The sequence below is a fragment of the Tsukamurella paurometabola genome (assembly GCF_900631615.1).
GTDB lineage: Bacteria > Actinomycetota > Actinomycetes > Mycobacteriales > Mycobacteriaceae > Tsukamurella > Tsukamurella paurometabola_A.
In genome coordinates this window covers 4,332,355-4,349,299 of the sequence record NZ_LR131273.1, presented here as the reverse complement: position 1 = coordinate 4,349,299, position 16,945 = coordinate 4,332,355, and the positions used below count along the sequence as shown (strand labels likewise).

The window sequence follows — 16,945 nt, the reverse complement described above, 5'->3', positions numbered from 1 at the left end:
CGGCACACCCGCCGTTGTGACTGTGTGGTGGATCACACGGCCCGATCGGAGGAAACCATGCGAGCAGCGCGCTATTACGACCGGAACGACGTCCGGATCGAGGACGTCCCCGCGCCCGAGGTGACGGAGGGCACCGTCGCCATCGACGTCGCCTGGTGCGGAATCTGCGGCACCGACCTGCACGAGTACGTCGACGGGCCGATCTTCGTCCCGCCGTGCGGTCACCCGAACCCGGTGAGCGGGGAGGCCGCACCACTGACGATCGGGCACGAGATGTCCGGCGTCGTGGCGGAGGTCGGCGCCGGCGTCGACGACCTGGAGGTGGGCGATCACGTGGTGGTGGAGCCGTACATCATCGCCGACGACGTGGACACCGGTCCGGCGAGCACCGACTACCACCTCTCGCCGAACATGAACTTCATCGGCCTCGGCGGCCGTGGTGGCGGACTCTCGGAGCGGATCGTCGTGCAGCGCCGCTGGGTGCACCGCGTCTCGAAGGAGGTCCCGCTGGATCAGGCGGCGCTCATCGAGCCGCTCGCCGTCGGCTACCACGCGGTGCAGCGCTCCGGTGCCGGCGCGGGGGCGTTCGCGCTGATCACCGGTGCCGGACCGATCGGCCTGCTGACCGCCGCGGTCTGCCAGGCGAAGGGACTCACCGTCGCGATCAGCGAGCCCAGCTCCCTGCGCCGCAGCCGCGCGGCGGAGACCGGTGTCGCCGACCACGTCTTCGATCCCACGGAGGTCGACGTCGTCGAGGCCGTCCGCGACCTCACGGGCGGCCGCGGCGCCGACGTCGGCTTCGAGTGCACCTCCGTGCAGCCCGCGCTGGACACGCTCTTCGACGCGCTGCGTCCGCAGGCGGTGCTCGTGGTCGTCTCGATCTGGGGGCACCCCGGCACCGTCGACATGCAGAAGCTGGTGCTCAAGGAGATCGACATGCGCGGCACCATCGCCTACGTCAACAACCACGCCGCGACGATCGCGCTGGTCGAGAGCGGGACCGTCGACCTGGCGCCGTTCATCACGGGGAGGATCGGGCTGGACGACCTCGTCACCGTCGGCTACGACACGCTCTTGCACCACAACGAGACCGCGGTGAAGATCCTCGTCTCCCCGTCCGGCGCGGGGCTGCCCGCCGCGGTCTGACGGCGGGAGCCGCCTACGCTGGCCGGGTGAGCGAGAGCAGGATCGTCCCCGCCGCCGACCGCACGCACTGGCGCGGCGAGGGGCTGTACGCCCGGCAGTCGATGCCCTTCACCGGCAAGTTCGATCTGGGCGCGAACGCGCACGGGCAGCTGCTCGTGCACAACGACGACCTCGTGGACCCGGGATCGGGCGTCGACCGGCACTTCCACCGCGACGCCGAGATCGTGACCTGGGTGATCACGGGCGAGGTGCACCACGACGATTCGTCGGGTGCCACGGGTGTGGTCCGCGCCGGTCAGGTACAGGCGATGAGCGCCGGAACGGGGGTGAACCACCGCGAGCAGAACCCGCGTTTCACCGGCGTGACGGCCCGGGTGATCCAGATGTGGCTCCCGCCGAACGCGCCCGGCGGCGAACCCGAGTACCGCACCGCCGACGTCCCGCTCGACGGTCGCGGCGCGGTGCTCGTCGCCTCCGGGATCGCGGGGCACGATCCGGCCGTCACCATCAACAACGACGCCGCCGCCCTGCACGCCGCCCGCCTCTCGGCGGGGGAGTCGGTCGTCTTTCCGCCCGCGCCCTACGGACACCTCTTTGTCGTGACCGGAGCGGTGACCGTCGGCGACGCGCGACTCGCGGAGGGCGACGCGCTGCGCACCGTGGACGCCGGGGAACTGGTCGTCCGTGCCGCGCAGGACGGGACCGAGATCCTGTTCTGGGAGATGCATGCGCAGGCGGTGTCAGCGCTCTGACCGCTCACGATTCGGGCGTCTGCCGGCCCGCGCGTGCTCAGGAGCACGTGCACCCGCGCGGAAATCGACATCGTGAGGCGTACCCGCCCGGAACGGGATGTCCGTTCGAGCCCGTTCGTCTTCGGCTCGGTCCACCTCCTGCGGTGCGGCGCTCCGTGTAGGAGGATTCTCCGGTGCAGAACACCGAATCGACGGCCGAACACCGCCGCCTCGCGGAGAGTCCCGGACCCGACGGGCCGTGGCGGCTGTGGGGTCCCTACCTGGCCGGGCGACAGTGGGGCACTGTCCGCGAGGACTACAGCGGTAACGGGGACGCCTGGGGGAGCTTCGGCTTCGAGCAGGCGCATCGCCGCGCCTACCGGTGGGGCGAGGACGGGCTGGGCGGCATCTGCGACCGGTACGGCTTCCTCAACCTGGCCGTGGGCCTGTGGAACCACAACGACCCGATCCTCAAGGAACGCCTGTTCGGGCTCACGAACGCGCAGGGCAACCACGGCGAGGACGTCAAGGAGTACTGGTGGCCCGTCGACGGGACGCCGACCCACAGTTGGATGCACTGGATGTACCGGTATCCGCACGCCGAGTACCCGTACCAGCAGCTCCGCGACGCCAACGCCGCGCGCGACCGCACGCAGCGGGAGTACGAGCTCGCCGACACCGGCGTCCTCGCCGACAACCGCTTCTTCGACGTGCACGTGCGCTACGCCAAGGCGGCGCCCGACGACATCTGCGTCGAGATCGAGGCCGTCAATCACGGGCCGTCCCCGGCGCCGCTGGACCTGCTGCCGCAGCTGTGGCTGCGCAACACCTGGGCATGGGGTCACGACGAGCGTCGCGGCGAGATCACGCGCGTGCGGTCCCCGCAGGCCGGAGGACTCGAGGCGGTGCGCGTCACGCACCAGTGGCTGGGCGAGTACCACCTCGCGGCGGAGGGGGCGCCGCAGCTCCTGTTCTGCGACAACGAGACCGACGCCGTGGAGCTCTTCGGCGCCGCCGCCAACGCCTCGCCGTACCCGAAGGACGCGATCACCAAGCGCGTCGTGCGGGGCGACGAGGCCGCGGTCAACCCGGCGGAGCGGGGAACCAAGGCGGCGATCTGGTACCGCTTCGCCTCCGTACCGGCGGGGCGGAGCGTCACCGTCCGGCTGCGCATGTCGCGCACGGCGCCGTCGCTCGACACCTTCGGCCCCGGCTTCGACGCCGTCTTCGCCGACCGCCGCGAGGAGGCGGACGAGTTCTACGGCACCGTGATCCACGAGGACGTGCAGGGCGAGGACCGCGCCGTCGCGCGGCGCGCCTACGCGGGGATGCTGTGGAACAAGCAGCTCTACCGCTACGACGTGGAGTCCTGGTTGGAGGGCGACCCGGCCGTCGATCCCGCGCCGCGCGAGCGGACCGACCCGGGTCGCCGGAACACGACGTGGAAGCACTTCTCGCTGGCCGACGTGATCTCCATGCCGGACGAGTGGGAGTACCCCTGGTTCGCCGCGTGGGACCTGGCCTTCCACTGCATCCCACTGGCGCACGTCGATCCCGAGTTCGCCAAGGAACAGCTCGTGCTGATGTGCCGCGAGTGGGCCATGCATCCCAACGGCCAACTCCCGGCCTACGAATGGGAGTTCGGCGACGTCAATCCGCCGGTGCACGCGTGGGCCGCCTGGCACGTCTACCGCATCGACGGCTGGCGGGATCAGGACTTCCTCGTCCGCGTCTTCACCAAGTTGCTGCTCAACTTCTCCTGGTGGGTCAATCGCAAGGGCTCCGACGACGCCGGCGTCTTCGAGGGCGGCTTCCTCGGCATGGACAACATCGGCTTCTTCAACCGGTCCGCGCCCCTGCCGCCCGGCTACCGGCTCGAGCAGTCCGACGCGACCAGCTGGATGGCGTTCTACTGCCAGCAGATGTTCAAGATCGCCATCGAGCTCTCGCGGCACGACCCCGTATGGCAGGACTGCGCCACCAAGTTCCTCGAGCACTTCCTGCAGATCTCGAAGGCCACCTACAACTTCGGCTCGCACAGCCTCTCGCTGTGGGACGAGGAGGACGGCTTCTTCTACGACGTGCTCGTGCGCCCCGACGGCAGCGCGCTGCCGATGCGCGTCCGCTCCATGGTCGGTCTGCTGCCCCTCCTGGGGACCACCGACGTCCCGTCGTGGGCGGCGCAGGAGTGCCCGGACGTCACCGCGCGGCTCAACTGGCTGCGGTCGCGTCGCCCGGAGCTCGTGGAGCCGGTCCTCTCGGGCGCGGCCCCGGACGGTTCGGGCGACGGGCGGATGCTGTTGTCGCTGGTCAGTCCAGACCGGCTGCGGCGGGTGCTGGAGCGGATGTTCGATCCCGCGGAGTTCCTCGCGCCCTACGGCATCCGGTCGCTCTCGAAGGCCGAGCAGCAGGTGACCGAGGACGTGGACGGGAACACCGTCTCCATCCAGTACGAACCGGGCGAGTCGACCACGGGCATGTTCGGCGGGAACTCGAACTGGCGTGGGCCGGTGTGGTTCCCGGTGAACGTGCTCCTCGCCGACAAGTTGCGGACGTACGGCAGGCACTTCGGCGACTCGTTCACCATCGCGATCCCCACGGGCTCCGAGAACATGTGCACGCTGGAGGAGGCCGCCGACGTGATCGACGAGGGGCTCGTCGGGTTGTTCCGGCCGGTCGCGCGGCCCGATGGCGGCGGCGCGCGCCGCCCGGCCGACGCGGGGCGGATCGAGGGGAGCGACAACCCGCTGTGGGCGGAGCACCCCACGTTCTACGAGTACTTCGACGGCGACACCGGCGAGGGGCTGGGCGCGACCCACCAGACGGGCTGGACGGGGCTCGTCGCGCACCTGCACAACCCGCGCCTGCCGATGGAGCCACCGCCGTCGGGCGCGGCCTGATCCACGACTCCCCGTTTCGCATTGCAAAGATCCGAAAATGTCTGATTGAGTACGCCGTACAGGTATTTTTCGGGGTTACGATCCGTTCAGGCGGATGACCAGCCACCCGCCCCGACTCGATGGGGAAGGGTGTGACGCGAACGACGGAATCAGTCGATGACGGCGACGTCGTCGATGTGCTCGGGGTCGGATTCGGGCCCGCCAACCTGGCGCTGGCGATCGCGCTGGCGGAGTCGCCGGGTCGGCTCGGCACGGTGCGCTTCCTGGAGCGCCGCGAGCATTTCGCCTGGCACCCCGGCATGTTGTTGCCGGGCACGTCCATGCAGATCAGCTTCCTCAAGGACCTGGTCACGCTCCGCAACCAGGCGAGCCCGTTCTCCTTCGTCGCCTACCTCGGCGCCCGGGGACGGCTCGTGGACTTCGTGAACCGCGCGGTGCTCACTCCTGAGCGGGCCGAGTTCGCGGACTACCTCGCCTGGGCGGCGGAGCCGTTCGCCGAGCAGGTGCGGTACGGCCGCACGGTGACGGGCCTGACCCGCTGCGCGGACGGCCCGCGGTTCGCCGTGACCCACCGGGGACCGGAGGGTGATGAGCGGGTGACCCGCGCACGGTCCGTGGTGGTCGCGCGCGGCCTCCGGCCCGTGCTCCCCGCATGGACGGACGGGCTCGATCCGACCCGGGTGTTCCACAACATCGATCTCGTCCCGCGGCTCGCGGCGCTCGAACGCGCCCTCCCCGGCGGAGTCGCGACCGCTCGCCTGCTGGTGGTGGGCGGCGGGCAGTCCGCCGCCGAGGTGGCGCTGCACCTGCACGACGCCGGCGCCGGCGTGGACATCGCCTTCCACGGCTTCGGGCTTGCGGACGTGGACGAGAGCCCGTTCGTCAACCAGGTCTTCGACCCCGGTGTGGTGGACGAGTTCGACGTCGCGCCGACCGAGGTGCGCGAGGCCCTGCTGCACCGGCACGGCAACACCAACTACGCGGCGGTCGAGCACGCGCTGACGCGCGAGCTCTACGACCGCTGGTACCGGGAGAAGGTGGGCGGCCCCCGTCGGCTCGGCGTGCACCGCACGAGCGAGATCGTCAGTGCGCGACCCGGACCCGGCGGTGGCATCGCGATCGAGCTGCGCCGACGAACCACCGGCGAACGCACCACCGCGGTGGTCGATGCCGTGGTCTGCGCCACGGGCTTCGAGCCCGGCGGACTGACCGGGCTCGAAGGTATCGCCGCGCCCGGAGCCGAGGTGCGTGTAGCCCGCTCGCACCGCGCCGTGATCGCCGGTGCCGAGGTGCCGGGCCTGTATGTGCAGGGCGCGGACCTCCCGGGCCACGGGCTCGGCACCACGCTGTTGTCCAACGTCGCCGTCCGCGCGGGCGAGATCGCCCGCGCGCTGGAACACGAGGAGTCGTCATGACCACAGGGACCCCGGCGGGGACGGTGCTGTTCGCGGCGACGGACCGCACCCCGTTCACCGTGTTCGTCGCGGAGGACCCGCGCGATGTCGAGCGTGCGCAGGCCCTGCGCTACGACGCCTTCTCCACGGAACTCGGCGCCCCGCTGCCCGGGGCGGTGATGAGTGAGCGGCTCGGTCGCCTCATCGACGTGGACCGGTTCGACGACTACAGCGCTCATCTCCTCGTCCGGCACGACCCGACCGACGAGATCGTGGGCTGCTACCGGATCATCCTGCCCGCGCCGAGCTATCAGCGGGAGGTGTTCACCACCAGTATGTTCCGCCTCAGCCCGGCGTTCGCGGCGATGGCCGACGACGTGGCCGAGTGGGGGCGCGCGACGATCGCCGCCGCCTACCGCGGCGGTGTGGTCTCGATGCTGCTGCGGATCGCGCTGCTCGCGTTCTACGAGCGCGCCGGCTTCCGGTTCGCGATGGGCTGCATGTCCGTCCGCATGGAGGACGGTCTCCACCCCCGCGCCGCCCTGGTGCGCGCGGCGCTCGGTTACCTCACCGACCACGGCGCCCTCGCCGACGGAGCCGTGCGGGCCGAGCCGATCCGCCCCGTCGTGGTCGACGGGGTGCCGATCGCCGATCTGCCGCGCCCCGAGGGCTCCGCCGAGGACCTGGTACCGCCGACGATCCGCATCGCCGTCCGGTACGGCGGCGTCGTCTGCGGCATGCCCTCGTACGACCCCGATTTCGAGATGGCGGACTTCCTCGTGCTGTTCGAGGACGAGCGCATGCGCCGGGCCGGCTGCCTCGACGAGGTCCGCTCCTTCCTCGCCGCGCTGTGATCGCGCGCCTGACCCGCGCCGTCGCCGCACGGCCCCGCACCGTGCTCGCCGCGGCCCTGCTGCTGCTCGTCGTCCTGGGCTGGCTCGGGGCGGGCGTCGGCGGCGCGCTCCGCAGCGGCGGCAGCACCGACCCGGCCGCCGAATCCGCCCGTGCGCAGCAGATCCTCGAGGACGACTTCCGCCGCAGCGGCTCGTCGCTCGTCCTCACGGTGCGTGCCGAGACGCCCGGCGCGGTGCCGGCCGCGGCCGAGTACGGCCGCGCGGTCACGGACAGCGTCCGCCGCGCCCCCGCGGTGCAGTCGGCGCTCTCCGCCTGGTCGGATCCCGCGGCCGCACCGCGCCTGACCTCCGCGGACGGCCGCACCGGCCTCGTCGTCGCGAGCCTCACCGGCGGTACGGGGGAGGCGCCCGATCACGCCCGCGCCATCATCGACGGGCTGCCCCGCCCACCCGACGGGGTGCGGGTCGAGGCGGGCGGCGAGGCGATGACCTACCTGCAGATCAACGACCAGTCGGGGAGCGACCTCCTGCGGGCCGAACTGATCGCGTTGCCGCTCACCTTCCTGGTCCTGGTGTGGGCGTTCGGCGGCCTCATCGCCGCCGCCGTACCCGTCGTGGTCGGGATCGCCGCCATCATCGCCACCTCGGGACTGCTCCGGCTGGTCGCCGAGATCACCGACGTCTCCGTGTTCGCACTCAACCTCATCACCGCGATGAGCCTGGCGCTGGCCATCGACTACACGCTGCTCGTGGTCAGCCGCTACCGGGAGGAGGTGCCGGCGCGGGGCCGGGAGGAGGCCCTCGTCACCGCCATGGCGACGGCCGGGCGGACGGTGCTGTTCTCGGCGATCACCGTGGGGTTCAGCCTCGCCGCGATGGTGCTCTTTCCTATGTACTTCCTGCGCTCCTTCGCGTACGCGGGCCTGGTCGTGGTCGCGTTCACGGCGCTCGCGACCCTCGTGGTGACGCCCGCGATCCTGACCCTCCTGGGCGACCGGATCGACCGTCTCCGTGTGGGCCGCGGGCCGCGTCCCGCGGACGAGTCCCGCTGGTACCGGATGGTGAAAGCCGTGCAGCGCCGGGCGGTCCCGGCCGGGATCGCCGTGGTCGTGCTCCTCCTCGCTCTCGGAGCGCCGTTCCTCGGCGCGAAGCTCGGCTACCCCGACGACCGCGCCCTGCCGGCCACCGCCTCGTCGCACCGGGTGGGCGACCAGCTGCGCGCGGACTTCCAGCCGAACCCCGCCGCGGACGTGCTGATCCTGCTGCCGGAAGGCGCACCCTCGGGCACCGAGGACTACGCCCGGGAGCTGTCCCGGGCCCCCGGCACGGGGCCCGTCACCGGGCCGGACGGGACGTGGCAGCGCGGCGTCCGCGTCGCCGACGGCGACCCCACGGCCCGTGCGGGTTTCGCCCGGCTGATGACGGTGACGAGCGAACACGACCCGCGGTCGGACGCCGGCCGCGCCCAGCTGGACGCCCTGCGTGCGGTCCCGGCCCCCGCGCCGACGCTCTTCGCCGGTGCGGCGCAAGCGGACCGGGACGCGGTGGATTCGATCCTGGGTGCCGTTCCGCGGGTGCTGGTCGCCATCGCCGTGACCACGCTCCTGCTGCTGTTCCTGTTCACCGGGAGCGTGCTGTTGCCGATGAAGGCGTTGGTACTCAACGTGCTCTCGCTCTCGGCGACGTTCGGGGCGATGGTGTGGATCTTCCAGGAGGGCCACCTCGGTGGACTCGGGACGACGGTGACCGGCCACCTCATCGCGGACATGCCCGTGCTGATGTTCTGCATCGCCTTCGGCCTCTCGATGGACTACGAGGTGTTCCTGCTGTCCCGGATCCGCGAGGAGTGGCAGGGGACACCCGGCCGGGACCGGGCCGCGAACGACGAGGCCGTCGCCCGCGGCATCGCGAGCACGGCGCGCGTGGTCACCGCCGCCGCGGTGCTCATGGCCGTGGTGTTCGCGGCGATCGGCTTCTCCGAGGTCTCGTTCATGCGGATGCTCGGCGTCGGTCTCGCCATCGCCGTGCTGCTGGACGCGACGCTGGTGCGGCTGGTGCTGCTGCCCGCGTTCATGCGGATCGCGGGTACGGCCAACTGGTGGCCGCGCGGTCACACGTCAGGTATTGAGGGTCCACACGGAGTAGTTGAGCGCGCTGGCGAACAGGATCCAGCCGAGGTACGGCAGCAGCAGGAGCGCGGCTGAGCGGCGGACCGCCCAGAACGCGGCGATGGTCGCGATCACCAGGACGTCGAGCAGGACGATGAGGCCGAAGGCGATGCCCCGCAGCTCCAGTCCGAAGAACAGTGGCGACCAGGACAGGTTCACCAGCAACTGCAGTACGTAGAGCCCGATCGCGCGGCTGCGGAAGGTGGGGTGCACGCGCCAGACCAGCCACGCCGCGACGGCCATGAGCAGGTACAGCACGCCCCACGCCGGGCCGAAGAGCCAGCTCGGCGGTGCCCACGAGGGCTGGGCGAGGGCGCCGTAGGCGTCGGCCGCGTCGGCGGAGGCGAGGCCGCCGAGGGCCGCGACCGCCGCCACCGCAAGCAGAGAGACGATCAGGGCCACCGGATGCCAGGAGTTCGTGCGCGGCGTGGAGGTCATGCCGTGCACCGTAGATCGGACACGCGCGATCGGCCGGGCGCGCCCCGGGTGGTGGTTCGCCGGTCCGTGATGTTCGCGACGTCGAATCGAAAATCAACGTTGTTGCTGGATAGAATGGCGGTGTGCCTGAGGATTCGCCGTTGTTGGCCAGCCTGCGTGCGGCGGTGGCCGCCGCCCCCGAGGACGTCGCACTGCGTCTGCACTTCGCGGAACTGTTGCTCGACGCCGGACAGGGTGACGAGGCCGTCGCCCACGTCGCCGCGGCACTGAGCCGCGCTCCCGGGGACCCACACGCCCGCGCGCTGATGGCGCGCGCCGTGGGCGGCCCCGTCGACCGGCCGGCGCCCGCGGCCCCGCCGGTCGCCCCCTCCGAGCCGCGCAGCCCCGACGCGCCCGTCGCCGGATTCGACTGGGCCGCGGCGGAGAAGCAGGTCGAGGACCTCGTCGGCCCGCGGTACGAGCAGGACGACGAGGACGAGCTCGTGACCGTCTCGACCACGGACGCGGGCTCGGCGGGCAAGTGGGAGGTCGAGAGCACCGAAGGCCTGCGGCTCGCCGATGTCGGCGGCATGCAGCACGTCAAGGAACGGCTGGAGGCCGCCTTCCTCGCGCCGATGCGCAATCCCGAACTCCGCCGGCTGTACGGGAAGTCCCTGCGCGGTGGCCTGCTGCTGTACGGTCCGCCCGGCTGCGGCAAGACCTTCATCGCCCGCGCGGTCGCAGGGGAGCTCGGCGCGAACTTCCTGTCCGTGACGATCAGTGACATCCTCGACCAGTACTTGGGCAACTCCGAGAAGAACATGCACGACGTCTTCGAGTCCGCTCGGCGCAAGGCCCCCTGCGTGATCATGTTCGACGAGCTCGACGCCATCGGTGGCAAGCGATCACGGCACCAGTCGCAGTGGATGCGCACCGTCGTCAACCAGATGCTCATCGAGCTCGACGGCGTGGAGTCCGGCACCGCGAACGACGGCGTCTTCGTCCTGGCGGCGACGAACGCGCCGTGGGACGTGGACCTCGCCCTGCGCCGGCCCGGCCGGTTGGACCGCATGGTGCTGGTGACACCGCCCGACGCGCCCGCGCGCGCCGCGATCCTCGAGTACCACCTGCGCGATCGCCCCATCGAGCGGATCGACCTGCGCGACCTCGTGGCCCGCACCGACGGGTACTCGGGAGCCGACCTCGCCCACGTCTGCGAGAGTGCCTCCGAGACGGCGCTGCTCGATTCCGCGCGCACCGGCACCGTCCGCATGATCACCCAGGCGGACCTGGTCTCGGCCGTGCGAGCGATCCGGTCGTCGTGCGGCGAGTGGTTCACCGCCGCCGAGAACGTCGCCACGTTCTCCAACGAGTCCGGCGCCTACGACGACCTGGTGCAGTACCTGCGGACCCGGGGCAAGCGGTGACCGAGCAGCGCGCCGCAGCGCCCGCCGGGGGGGACGCCGGGGCCCGCACGCTGCAGAAGGCCGGCATGCTCGTCGAGGCTCGGCAGTTCGCCTCCGCCGCGGCGCTGGCGGGGGCGTACCTCGCGGAACACCCGAACGATCCCGACGCGCAGGTCGTGCTTGGCGAGGCCTACGCGGGCCTCGGCCGCGCCGGCGAGGCGAAGGCCGCCTATCGGCGCGCGCTCGGCGCGGACCCGACGCACTACAAGGCGTCGGTGCTGCTCGCGCACGCGTACCTGGCCGCGCGCGATCAGCAGGCCGCGCTGGACGTCGCGCGCACTCTCGTCCGCACCTACCCGGACGCCTGGGGCGCGCACCTGACGCTCGCCTGGGTCGCCGTCGACACGAAGGACCGCACGCTGCTGAGCGAGGCCTACGCCGCGGCCCGCCGGGCCGTCGAGCTCGAGCCGGGCGAGGCCGAGAACCACGTGGCGCTGGGGCTGGCGGCGCAGCGTCTCGGGAACAAGGACGTCGCGCGGCGCGCGAACGAGGAGGCGCTGCGGCTCGATCCCACCAACGCGGCGGCCCTCAACAACCGCGGGCTGTCGATGAAGCGCTTCCGGCCGGGGAGGTGGACCGCGGAGGTGGACACCTACGCGCGGTCGGCGGCGATGGATCCGCACGACCCCGTGGCGCGGCACAACCTCGCCGTCATGGCCTACAACACCCTCAACCGCACCGGGTGGTTGCTGTTCGTGCCCATGTTCATCACCATCGTGGCGTCGATCGCGGTCTCGCCCGTCGGTCGCGCGGGCGAGATCTCGCTCGGCCCCGTGGCCGTCGGCGTGGCGCTTCAGCTGCTGTTCTGGGGCGCCTGGGCCCTGTTCGGCTATCGCAGGATCCCCGCCGGGCGCCACGCGATGATGGGGCGCGTGGTGCGCACCAGCGGGCCCGTGCTCACGATCGCGATCTCCTTGGGGATCTTCGCCGCGGCGTCGATCGTCCTGATCCTCGTCTCGCCGATCGTGCCGGGTCTCGGCGGGATCATGTTCCCGCTGTTGATCGCCCACCGCGTCGTCGAATGGATCACCCGGTCGGTGCTGAACCGGCGCAACCCCGACCGCCGGTAGCGCCGCGCGGCCTCAGAGCCAGCCGCGGCGCCGGAACGCGACATACAGGCCTCCGGCCAGGAGCAGCATCGTCACCAGGCTGAGCCAGAAGCCCCAGGCCTGACCGAAGCCGGGGTACGGCACGTTCTGGCCGAAGTAGCCGGTGATCGCGGTGGGCACCGCGATGATCGCGGCCCAACTGGTGAGCTTCTTCATCACCGTGTTGAGCTGGTTGTCGACCAGTGCCAGGTTGGTCGAGCGCACCGATTCGACGGCGTCGCGCAGGCCCTCGGTCCAGTCAGCGGCGCGCATCGTGTGGTCGTAGACGTCCTCGGCGTAGGGGAGCAACGCGTGCAGGTCGGGCGCCGCCGACACCCGGCGCAGGACCGAGCCCACCACGTCGCGCATCGGCAGTACGATGCGGCGCAGCTCTCCCACCTGCTTGTGCAGGTCGAAGGTGATCTGGGAGACGCGGTCGCTCGAGCGGCCGTCGAACAGGATCGATTCCACGTCGTCGAGCCGTTCGTCGACCGTCGTGATCCGGGCCGTGTAGCCGTCGACGACCGCGTCCAGCAACATCAGCTCCAGCGACTTCGGGCCGTACTGCAGCAGATCCGCGTTGTCCGAGATGTTCTCCGCGACATCGTCGACGGGGAAGCCGTGGCCCAGGCGCACCGTCAACACACCGTGCTCGAACAGGAACAGCGAGAGCCGGCTCGTCGCACCGTCCTCGGTCAGCGTGTACGCCGTCACGAACATGATCTCGCCGTACCGCACGGACTTGGGGCGTTCGTGCACCGTGAGCGCGTCCTCCACGGCCAGCTTGTCCAGCTTCATCGCCTCCACGAAGGGGACGAACTCCGCCTCCGTCGGGTCGAGGACGTCCACCCAGATCAGGCTCGACGGCGCCGCGAGCGCTCGGGTCGCGGCCTCCGTGGCGGCGTGGTGCACGACGTCGAAGCAGGCGTCCGTGTCGCCGACGAAGGTCCGGATGGTCACGTCCATGGCGCCAACACTAGGGCTCGTCGGCCTCCGGTCGCTCGACCTGCGCCGCGAGTGCCGCGGGCGCCTGCACGCAGTAGGAGTCGGTCAGCAACTCGGCGACCTCGTCCCAGTCCGTGTGCTCGTCGACGATGATGCCGACCGTGCTCTCGCCCCAGTTGACGCGGAAGTAGGGATCGCCGAGGTTCTCGAACGCCGGCACCTCGCCCGGCTCGGCCCGGAAGATCAGCCGGAACCGCTGGTCCTCCCCGCCGAACACGTGCGCCACCGTCGATCCGCGGACGCGCCAGCGCGTGCCCACCCAGGCCCGGTCGGCGACGCACTCCGGGAAGGCCTCGAGGATGTCGGCGAGGCGGTCGATCCATTCGTCGGGAACGTCCGGTCGGGTCGTCACGGAGCAAGGGTATCGTCGGGCGCATGCTGAACGTGGGTGTGTTGGGATCCGGCGGCAAGGTGGGCCGCGCCATGGTCGATGCCGTGGAGGCGGCCGATGATCTGGCGCTGAGCGCCACGGTGGACGCGGGGGACATGCTGACCGGCTTCCTCGACTCGGACACGCAGGTGGTCATCGATTTCACCCACCCCGACGTGGTGATGGACAACCTGAAGTTCCTCATCGACAACGGGATTCACGCGGTGGTCGGCACCACCGGATTCACCGACGACCGGCTCGACACGGTGCGCGAGTGGCTCGCCGAGAAGCCCGGGGTGGGCGTGCTCATCGCCCCGAACTTCGCCATCGGCGCCGTGCTGACGATGCGCTTCGCCGCACAGGCCGCGAAGTACTTCGACTCCGTCGAGATCATCGAATTGCACCACCCCTACAAGGCGGACGCGCCGTCGGGCACCGCCACGCGTACCGCGGAGCTGATCGCCGAGGCGCGTGAGGAGGCGGGCCGCGGGAAGATGCCCGACGCCACCTCCGCGGAGTTCGACCGCGCCCGCGGCGCCCGCGTCGACGGTGTCCGCGTGCACTCGGTACGCGTCGCCGGCCTCGTCGCGCACCAGGAGGTGCTGCTGGGCACCCAGGGCGAGACCCTGACCATCCGGCACGACTCGCTCGACCGCAGCTCGTTCATCCCCGGCGTGCTGCTCGGCGTGCGCGGCATCTCCTCGCGGCCGGGCCTCACGGTCGGCATCGAGCCGTTCATGGACCTGTGAGCCCCGTGGAGCGCCGAGACCGGGGGAACCTGGGCCAGCTGTTGGTCATCGGGTTCCTCGCGGTCGCGATGCTCATGTACATCGGTCTGATCGGCGCGTGGGCGTGGATGATCGCCCGGCGCGGCGGCGGTGCGAACCTGGGGCTCGCCTTCGGCATGGTGCTCGTCGGACTCGTGGGGCTGTGGATCCTGTGGTCCGTCCTCAGCAACGGCTACGCGCACCAGAAGCTGGCCGCGTCCGCCAGGGCGATGGGCCGCGATCTCGACGTCTCGGATTTGCCGAAGATGCCGTCGGGTCGCGTGCAGCGCGACGCCGCCGACGAGTTGTTCGCGCAGGTCAAGGCTGAATACGAGGCCGAGCCCGAGTCGTGGGTCAATGCCTATCGCCTCGCCCGGGCCTACGACTACGCCGGTGACCGCTCCCGAGCGCGGGACTGGATGACCAAGGCCGTCTCGATGGAGAAGAAGTCCCGCTGATGGCCGTGCTCCTCGTGATCCACCACACCCCGTCTCCCGCCTGCCAGGAGATGTTCGAGGCGGTGATCGCGGGCGCCACCGATCCCGAGATCGAAGGGGTGGAGGTGGTGCGCCGCGCCGCCCTGTCGGTCACCGCCTCGGACGTGCTGGCCGCCGACGGCTACGTCCTCGGCTCGCCCGCGAACCTGGGGTACATGTCGGGCGCGCTCAAGCACTTCAATGTCAAATACCCCTGTAATAGGGAGTCTGCCCATGTCAGCGCCTGATTCCGTCGCCCCGCGCCGCCTCCTGATCGTGCACCACACGCCTTCGCCCCACTGCCAGGAGATGTTCGAGGCCGTGCTGGCGGGGGCGACCGATCCTGACATCGAGGGTGTGGAAGTCGTGCGGCGTGCCGCGCTCACGCTGTCGCCCGCCGACGCGCTGGAGGCCGACGGCTACGTGCTCGGCACCCCGGCGAACCTCGGGTACCTCAGCGGCGCGCTCAAGCACGGGCTCGACAACATCTACTACCCGTGCCTCGACTCCACGCGGGGGCGGCCGTGGGGCTTCTACGTCCACGGCAACGAGGGCACCGAGGGGGCCGAGCGGGCGGCCGATTCGATCACCGGCGGCCTCGGCTGGGAGAAGGTCACGCCCAACGTCGTCGTGTCCGGCAAGCCCTCGAAGGCCGATCTGGAGGCGTGCTGGAACCTCGGCGCGACGGTCGCTGCGCAGCTCATGGAGGGGTGATGCAGGGCGCGAGCGACGAGGGTATGAGCTGGAAGGCGAACTGGGCGGTGGAGCGGGAACAGCGGCTCGCCCACCTCGCGGCGTTGCCCGGCAGGGCGCACTTCGAGATGTTCGACTCGCTGAACCGCGTCTCGCGGCTGTTCTCGGCTAACGGCAACGAACTGGCGAACCACATCGGCCAGTTCGTCGGCAACCCCATGCACGTCAACGACCTGCCGGATGAGTTCGAGCACGAGGCCGTGCGGTACTTCCATAACTACATCGCCTCGGTCGCCACGCTGCGGGACGTTCAGCGATCCACCCACCGCCGCATCTGGCCGGAGCGGCTGCCGGAGGGGGAGAGGCGCGATAACGACGACCGTCGAACCGTGTGGGAGCGGGACGTGTACGAGTCGAAGGTGACCGAGCTGTTCGGTGACGACGACATCAAGTTCCTGTTCGATCTGCGGAACTTCACCGTCCACTACTCCGTCCCGGTCATGTCGATGGGAACCAAGATGCAGTGGTCAGGTGGCGGCCCCACGGTCTGGACCAACAGAGTCGAGTTGAAGCGTTCCGAGCTGGACAAGTACACGAGGTGGGGCGGCCCCGCCAAGCGGTTCCTGCGTACCCAGGACGACGACGTGGAGTTCCTGCCGCTGCTGGAGAAGTATGGCCAGCGGGCGGCCGTGTTCCACGATTGGTTCTGGCGGCAGGTTGAGGACGCTGTACGGATCGAACTGGGCGAGTACATCAGTAAGCGGAACGAGTTCGCCAGTTGGGAATACGAGGAGAACCCTCGTCCCGACTGGGACGAGAACGGCAATCCAGTGCCGGGCTCATACCGTCGCAAACGCTGCGAGGCGCATCGGCTCAGGGCCGAGCTCGGTACGACCGGGTGGGGCGGATTCACAGTCGATCCCGACGGTGTCGCGGTGGCAGGGGAGACCGACTGGCCCCCGTTGCCGTCGGTGAATAGGTACTAGCCGGAAGCGATCCAGTTGCGCCGTAGCTCAAGCGGCGTGAGGTCGTTCTAGCCCGACATGATGTTGCCGCCTGCGCCGCCGAGGGCTCCGATGGCGACCTGGTAGAGGGCGCCCTTGAGGGACATTCCGAGTTGCCGAGCTTTGCTCCGCTCCTCCTCCGGTTGGGCCTCGTCTGCCGCCACAGCCTCGATCGCAGCGATCAGCCGATCGAGCTGGGCCTCGGGCGTTGGCCATTGCCCGACTACGCGGAGGGCGTTCCCGGTCGGTGCCCCGACGATTACGTCTCCGCTGGCCACGTACATCACATCATCGAAGAACGGTTCGAGAGCGAGTGCTCGCAACGCTCGCTGCACGTCCTTCTCCTCGAACCCGGTTAGCTGTGCAAGCTCGTTCGCCATTGGGGAATGGCCGTGTTCGTCGTAGAACTCGACTGCTGCGCGAAGTACGGGAAGGTCTCGGGTGTTCCAGGTGTCAGCCATGCCCA

Annotated in this window: 16 protein-coding genes and 1 pseudogene; 13 read left to right on the top strand and 4 right to left on the bottom strand. The window is 70.6% G+C overall.

Features of this window, described 5'->3' with window-relative positions:
• Positions 1 to 57 precede the first annotated feature (57 nt).
• The 6 genes from ELY19_RS21665 (at position 58) to ELY19_RS21640 (ending at position 9,229) form a co-directional block, all read left to right on the top strand.
• On the top strand, positions 58 to 1,146 hold the full coding sequence (locus ELY19_RS21665) for a 2,3-butanediol dehydrogenase (RefSeq protein ID WP_126198331.1): 1,089 nt from the start codon (positions 58 to 60) through the stop codon (positions 1,144 to 1,146).
• A gap of 26 nt (positions 1,147 to 1,172) precedes the next feature.
• Positions 1,173 to 1,898: a pirin family protein gene (locus tag ELY19_RS21660; RefSeq protein ID WP_126198330.1), complete on the top strand. Its 726-nt coding sequence runs from the start codon at positions 1,173 to 1,175 to the stop codon at positions 1,896 to 1,898.
• A 173-nt stretch (positions 1,899 to 2,071) separates the two neighbouring features.
• Positions 2,072 to 4,777, top strand: coding sequence for an MGH1-like glycoside hydrolase domain-containing protein (locus ELY19_RS21655; protein WP_126198329.1), 2,706 nt, complete (start codon positions 2,072 to 2,074; stop codon positions 4,775 to 4,777).
• Positions 4,778 to 4,908: 131 nt separating this feature from the next.
• Complete coding sequence (locus ELY19_RS21650; protein WP_197715948.1) at positions 4,909 to 6,192, top strand: SidA/IucD/PvdA family monooxygenase; 1,284 nt, start codon at positions 4,909 to 4,911, stop codon at positions 6,190 to 6,192.
• A complete protein-coding gene (locus tag ELY19_RS21645; RefSeq protein WP_126198327.1) occupies positions 6,189 to 7,025 on the top strand; it encodes a GNAT family N-acetyltransferase in 837 nt (278 codons plus the stop codon). The genes ELY19_RS21650 and ELY19_RS21645 overlap by 4 nt, the downstream gene beginning before the upstream one ends.
• Positions 7,022 to 9,229, top strand: coding sequence for an MMPL family transporter (locus ELY19_RS21640; protein ID WP_126198326.1), 2,208 nt, complete (start codon positions 7,022 to 7,024; stop codon positions 9,227 to 9,229). The genes ELY19_RS21645 and ELY19_RS21640 overlap by 4 nt, the downstream gene beginning before the upstream one ends.
• Here ELY19_RS21640 and ELY19_RS21635 read toward each other — a convergent pair.
• Positions 9,143 to 9,631: a TspO/MBR family protein gene (locus ELY19_RS21635; RefSeq protein ID WP_126198325.1), complete on the bottom strand. Its 489-nt coding sequence runs from the start codon at positions 9,629 to 9,631 to the stop codon at positions 9,143 to 9,145. The two genes, ELY19_RS21640 and ELY19_RS21635, sit on opposite strands and share 87 nt — an antisense overlap.
• 122 nt (positions 9,632 to 9,753) lie before the next feature.
• Between ELY19_RS21635 and ELY19_RS21630 the strand changes: the two genes are divergently transcribed.
• Together ELY19_RS21630 and ELY19_RS21625 are read left to right on the top strand one after the other, a co-directional pair.
• A complete protein-coding gene (locus ELY19_RS21630; protein ID WP_126198324.1) occupies positions 9,754 to 11,037 on the top strand; it encodes an AAA family ATPase in 1,284 nt (427 codons plus the stop codon).
• Positions 11,034 to 12,146, top strand: a complete 1,113-nt coding sequence (locus tag ELY19_RS21625; protein ID WP_126198323.1) for a tetratricopeptide repeat protein — start codon at positions 11,034 to 11,036, stop codon at positions 12,144 to 12,146. Before ELY19_RS21630 ends, ELY19_RS21625 begins: the two co-directional genes overlap by 4 nt.
• Positions 12,147 to 12,158: 12 nt before the next feature.
• Here the strand turns inward: ELY19_RS21625 and ELY19_RS21620 are convergent, their stop codons facing one another.
• Together ELY19_RS21620 and ELY19_RS21615 are read right to left on the bottom strand one after the other, a co-directional pair.
• On the bottom strand, positions 12,159 to 13,130 hold the full coding sequence (locus tag ELY19_RS21620; protein ID WP_126198322.1) for a magnesium transporter CorA family protein: 972 nt from the start codon (positions 13,128 to 13,130) through the stop codon (positions 12,159 to 12,161).
• 10 nt (positions 13,131 to 13,140) lie between these two features.
• A complete protein-coding gene (locus tag ELY19_RS21615; RefSeq protein ID WP_126198321.1) occupies positions 13,141 to 13,521 on the bottom strand; it encodes an MmcQ/YjbR family DNA-binding protein in 381 nt (126 codons plus the stop codon).
• 23 nt (positions 13,522 to 13,544) lie between these two features.
• Between ELY19_RS21615 and dapB the strand changes: the two genes are divergently transcribed.
• The 5 genes and pseudogenes from dapB to ELY19_RS21590 all read left to right on the top strand — a co-directional run bounded on the left by dapB (position 13,545) and on the right by ELY19_RS21590 (position 16,461).
• Positions 13,545 to 14,288, top strand: coding sequence for a 4-hydroxy-tetrahydrodipicolinate reductase (gene dapB, locus ELY19_RS21610; RefSeq protein WP_126198320.1), 744 nt, complete (start codon positions 13,545 to 13,547; stop codon positions 14,286 to 14,288).
• Positions 14,285 to 14,764 carry a hypothetical protein gene (locus ELY19_RS21605; protein ID WP_227967016.1) on the top strand — a complete coding sequence of 160 codons (480 nt, stop codon included), beginning with the start codon at positions 14,285 to 14,287 and terminating at the stop codon, positions 14,762 to 14,764. Before dapB ends, ELY19_RS21605 begins: the two co-directional genes overlap by 4 nt.
• Positions 14,764 to 14,994 (top strand): annotated as a pseudogene (locus ELY19_RS21600) (flavodoxin family protein); the annotation flags it as partial. The gene ELY19_RS21605 and the pseudogene ELY19_RS21600, both read left to right, overlap by 1 nt.
• Positions 14,995 to 15,016: 22 nt before the next feature.
• Complete coding sequence (locus ELY19_RS21595; protein ID WP_126198318.1) at positions 15,017 to 15,496, top strand: flavodoxin family protein; 480 nt, start codon at positions 15,017 to 15,019, stop codon at positions 15,494 to 15,496.
• Between the two features lie 23 nt (positions 15,497 to 15,519).
• Entirely contained in the window at positions 15,520 to 16,461 is a 942-nt protein-coding gene (locus ELY19_RS21590; RefSeq protein WP_126198317.1) for a hypothetical protein, read from the top strand.
• A 47-nt stretch (positions 16,462 to 16,508) separates the two neighbouring features.
• Here ELY19_RS21590 and ELY19_RS21585 read toward each other — a convergent pair whose 3' ends face one another.
• Complete coding sequence (locus ELY19_RS21585) at positions 16,509 to 16,940, bottom strand: hypothetical protein (protein ID WP_126198316.1); 432 nt, start codon at positions 16,938 to 16,940, stop codon at positions 16,509 to 16,511.
• Between the last annotated feature and the right edge of the window lie 5 nt (positions 16,941 to 16,945).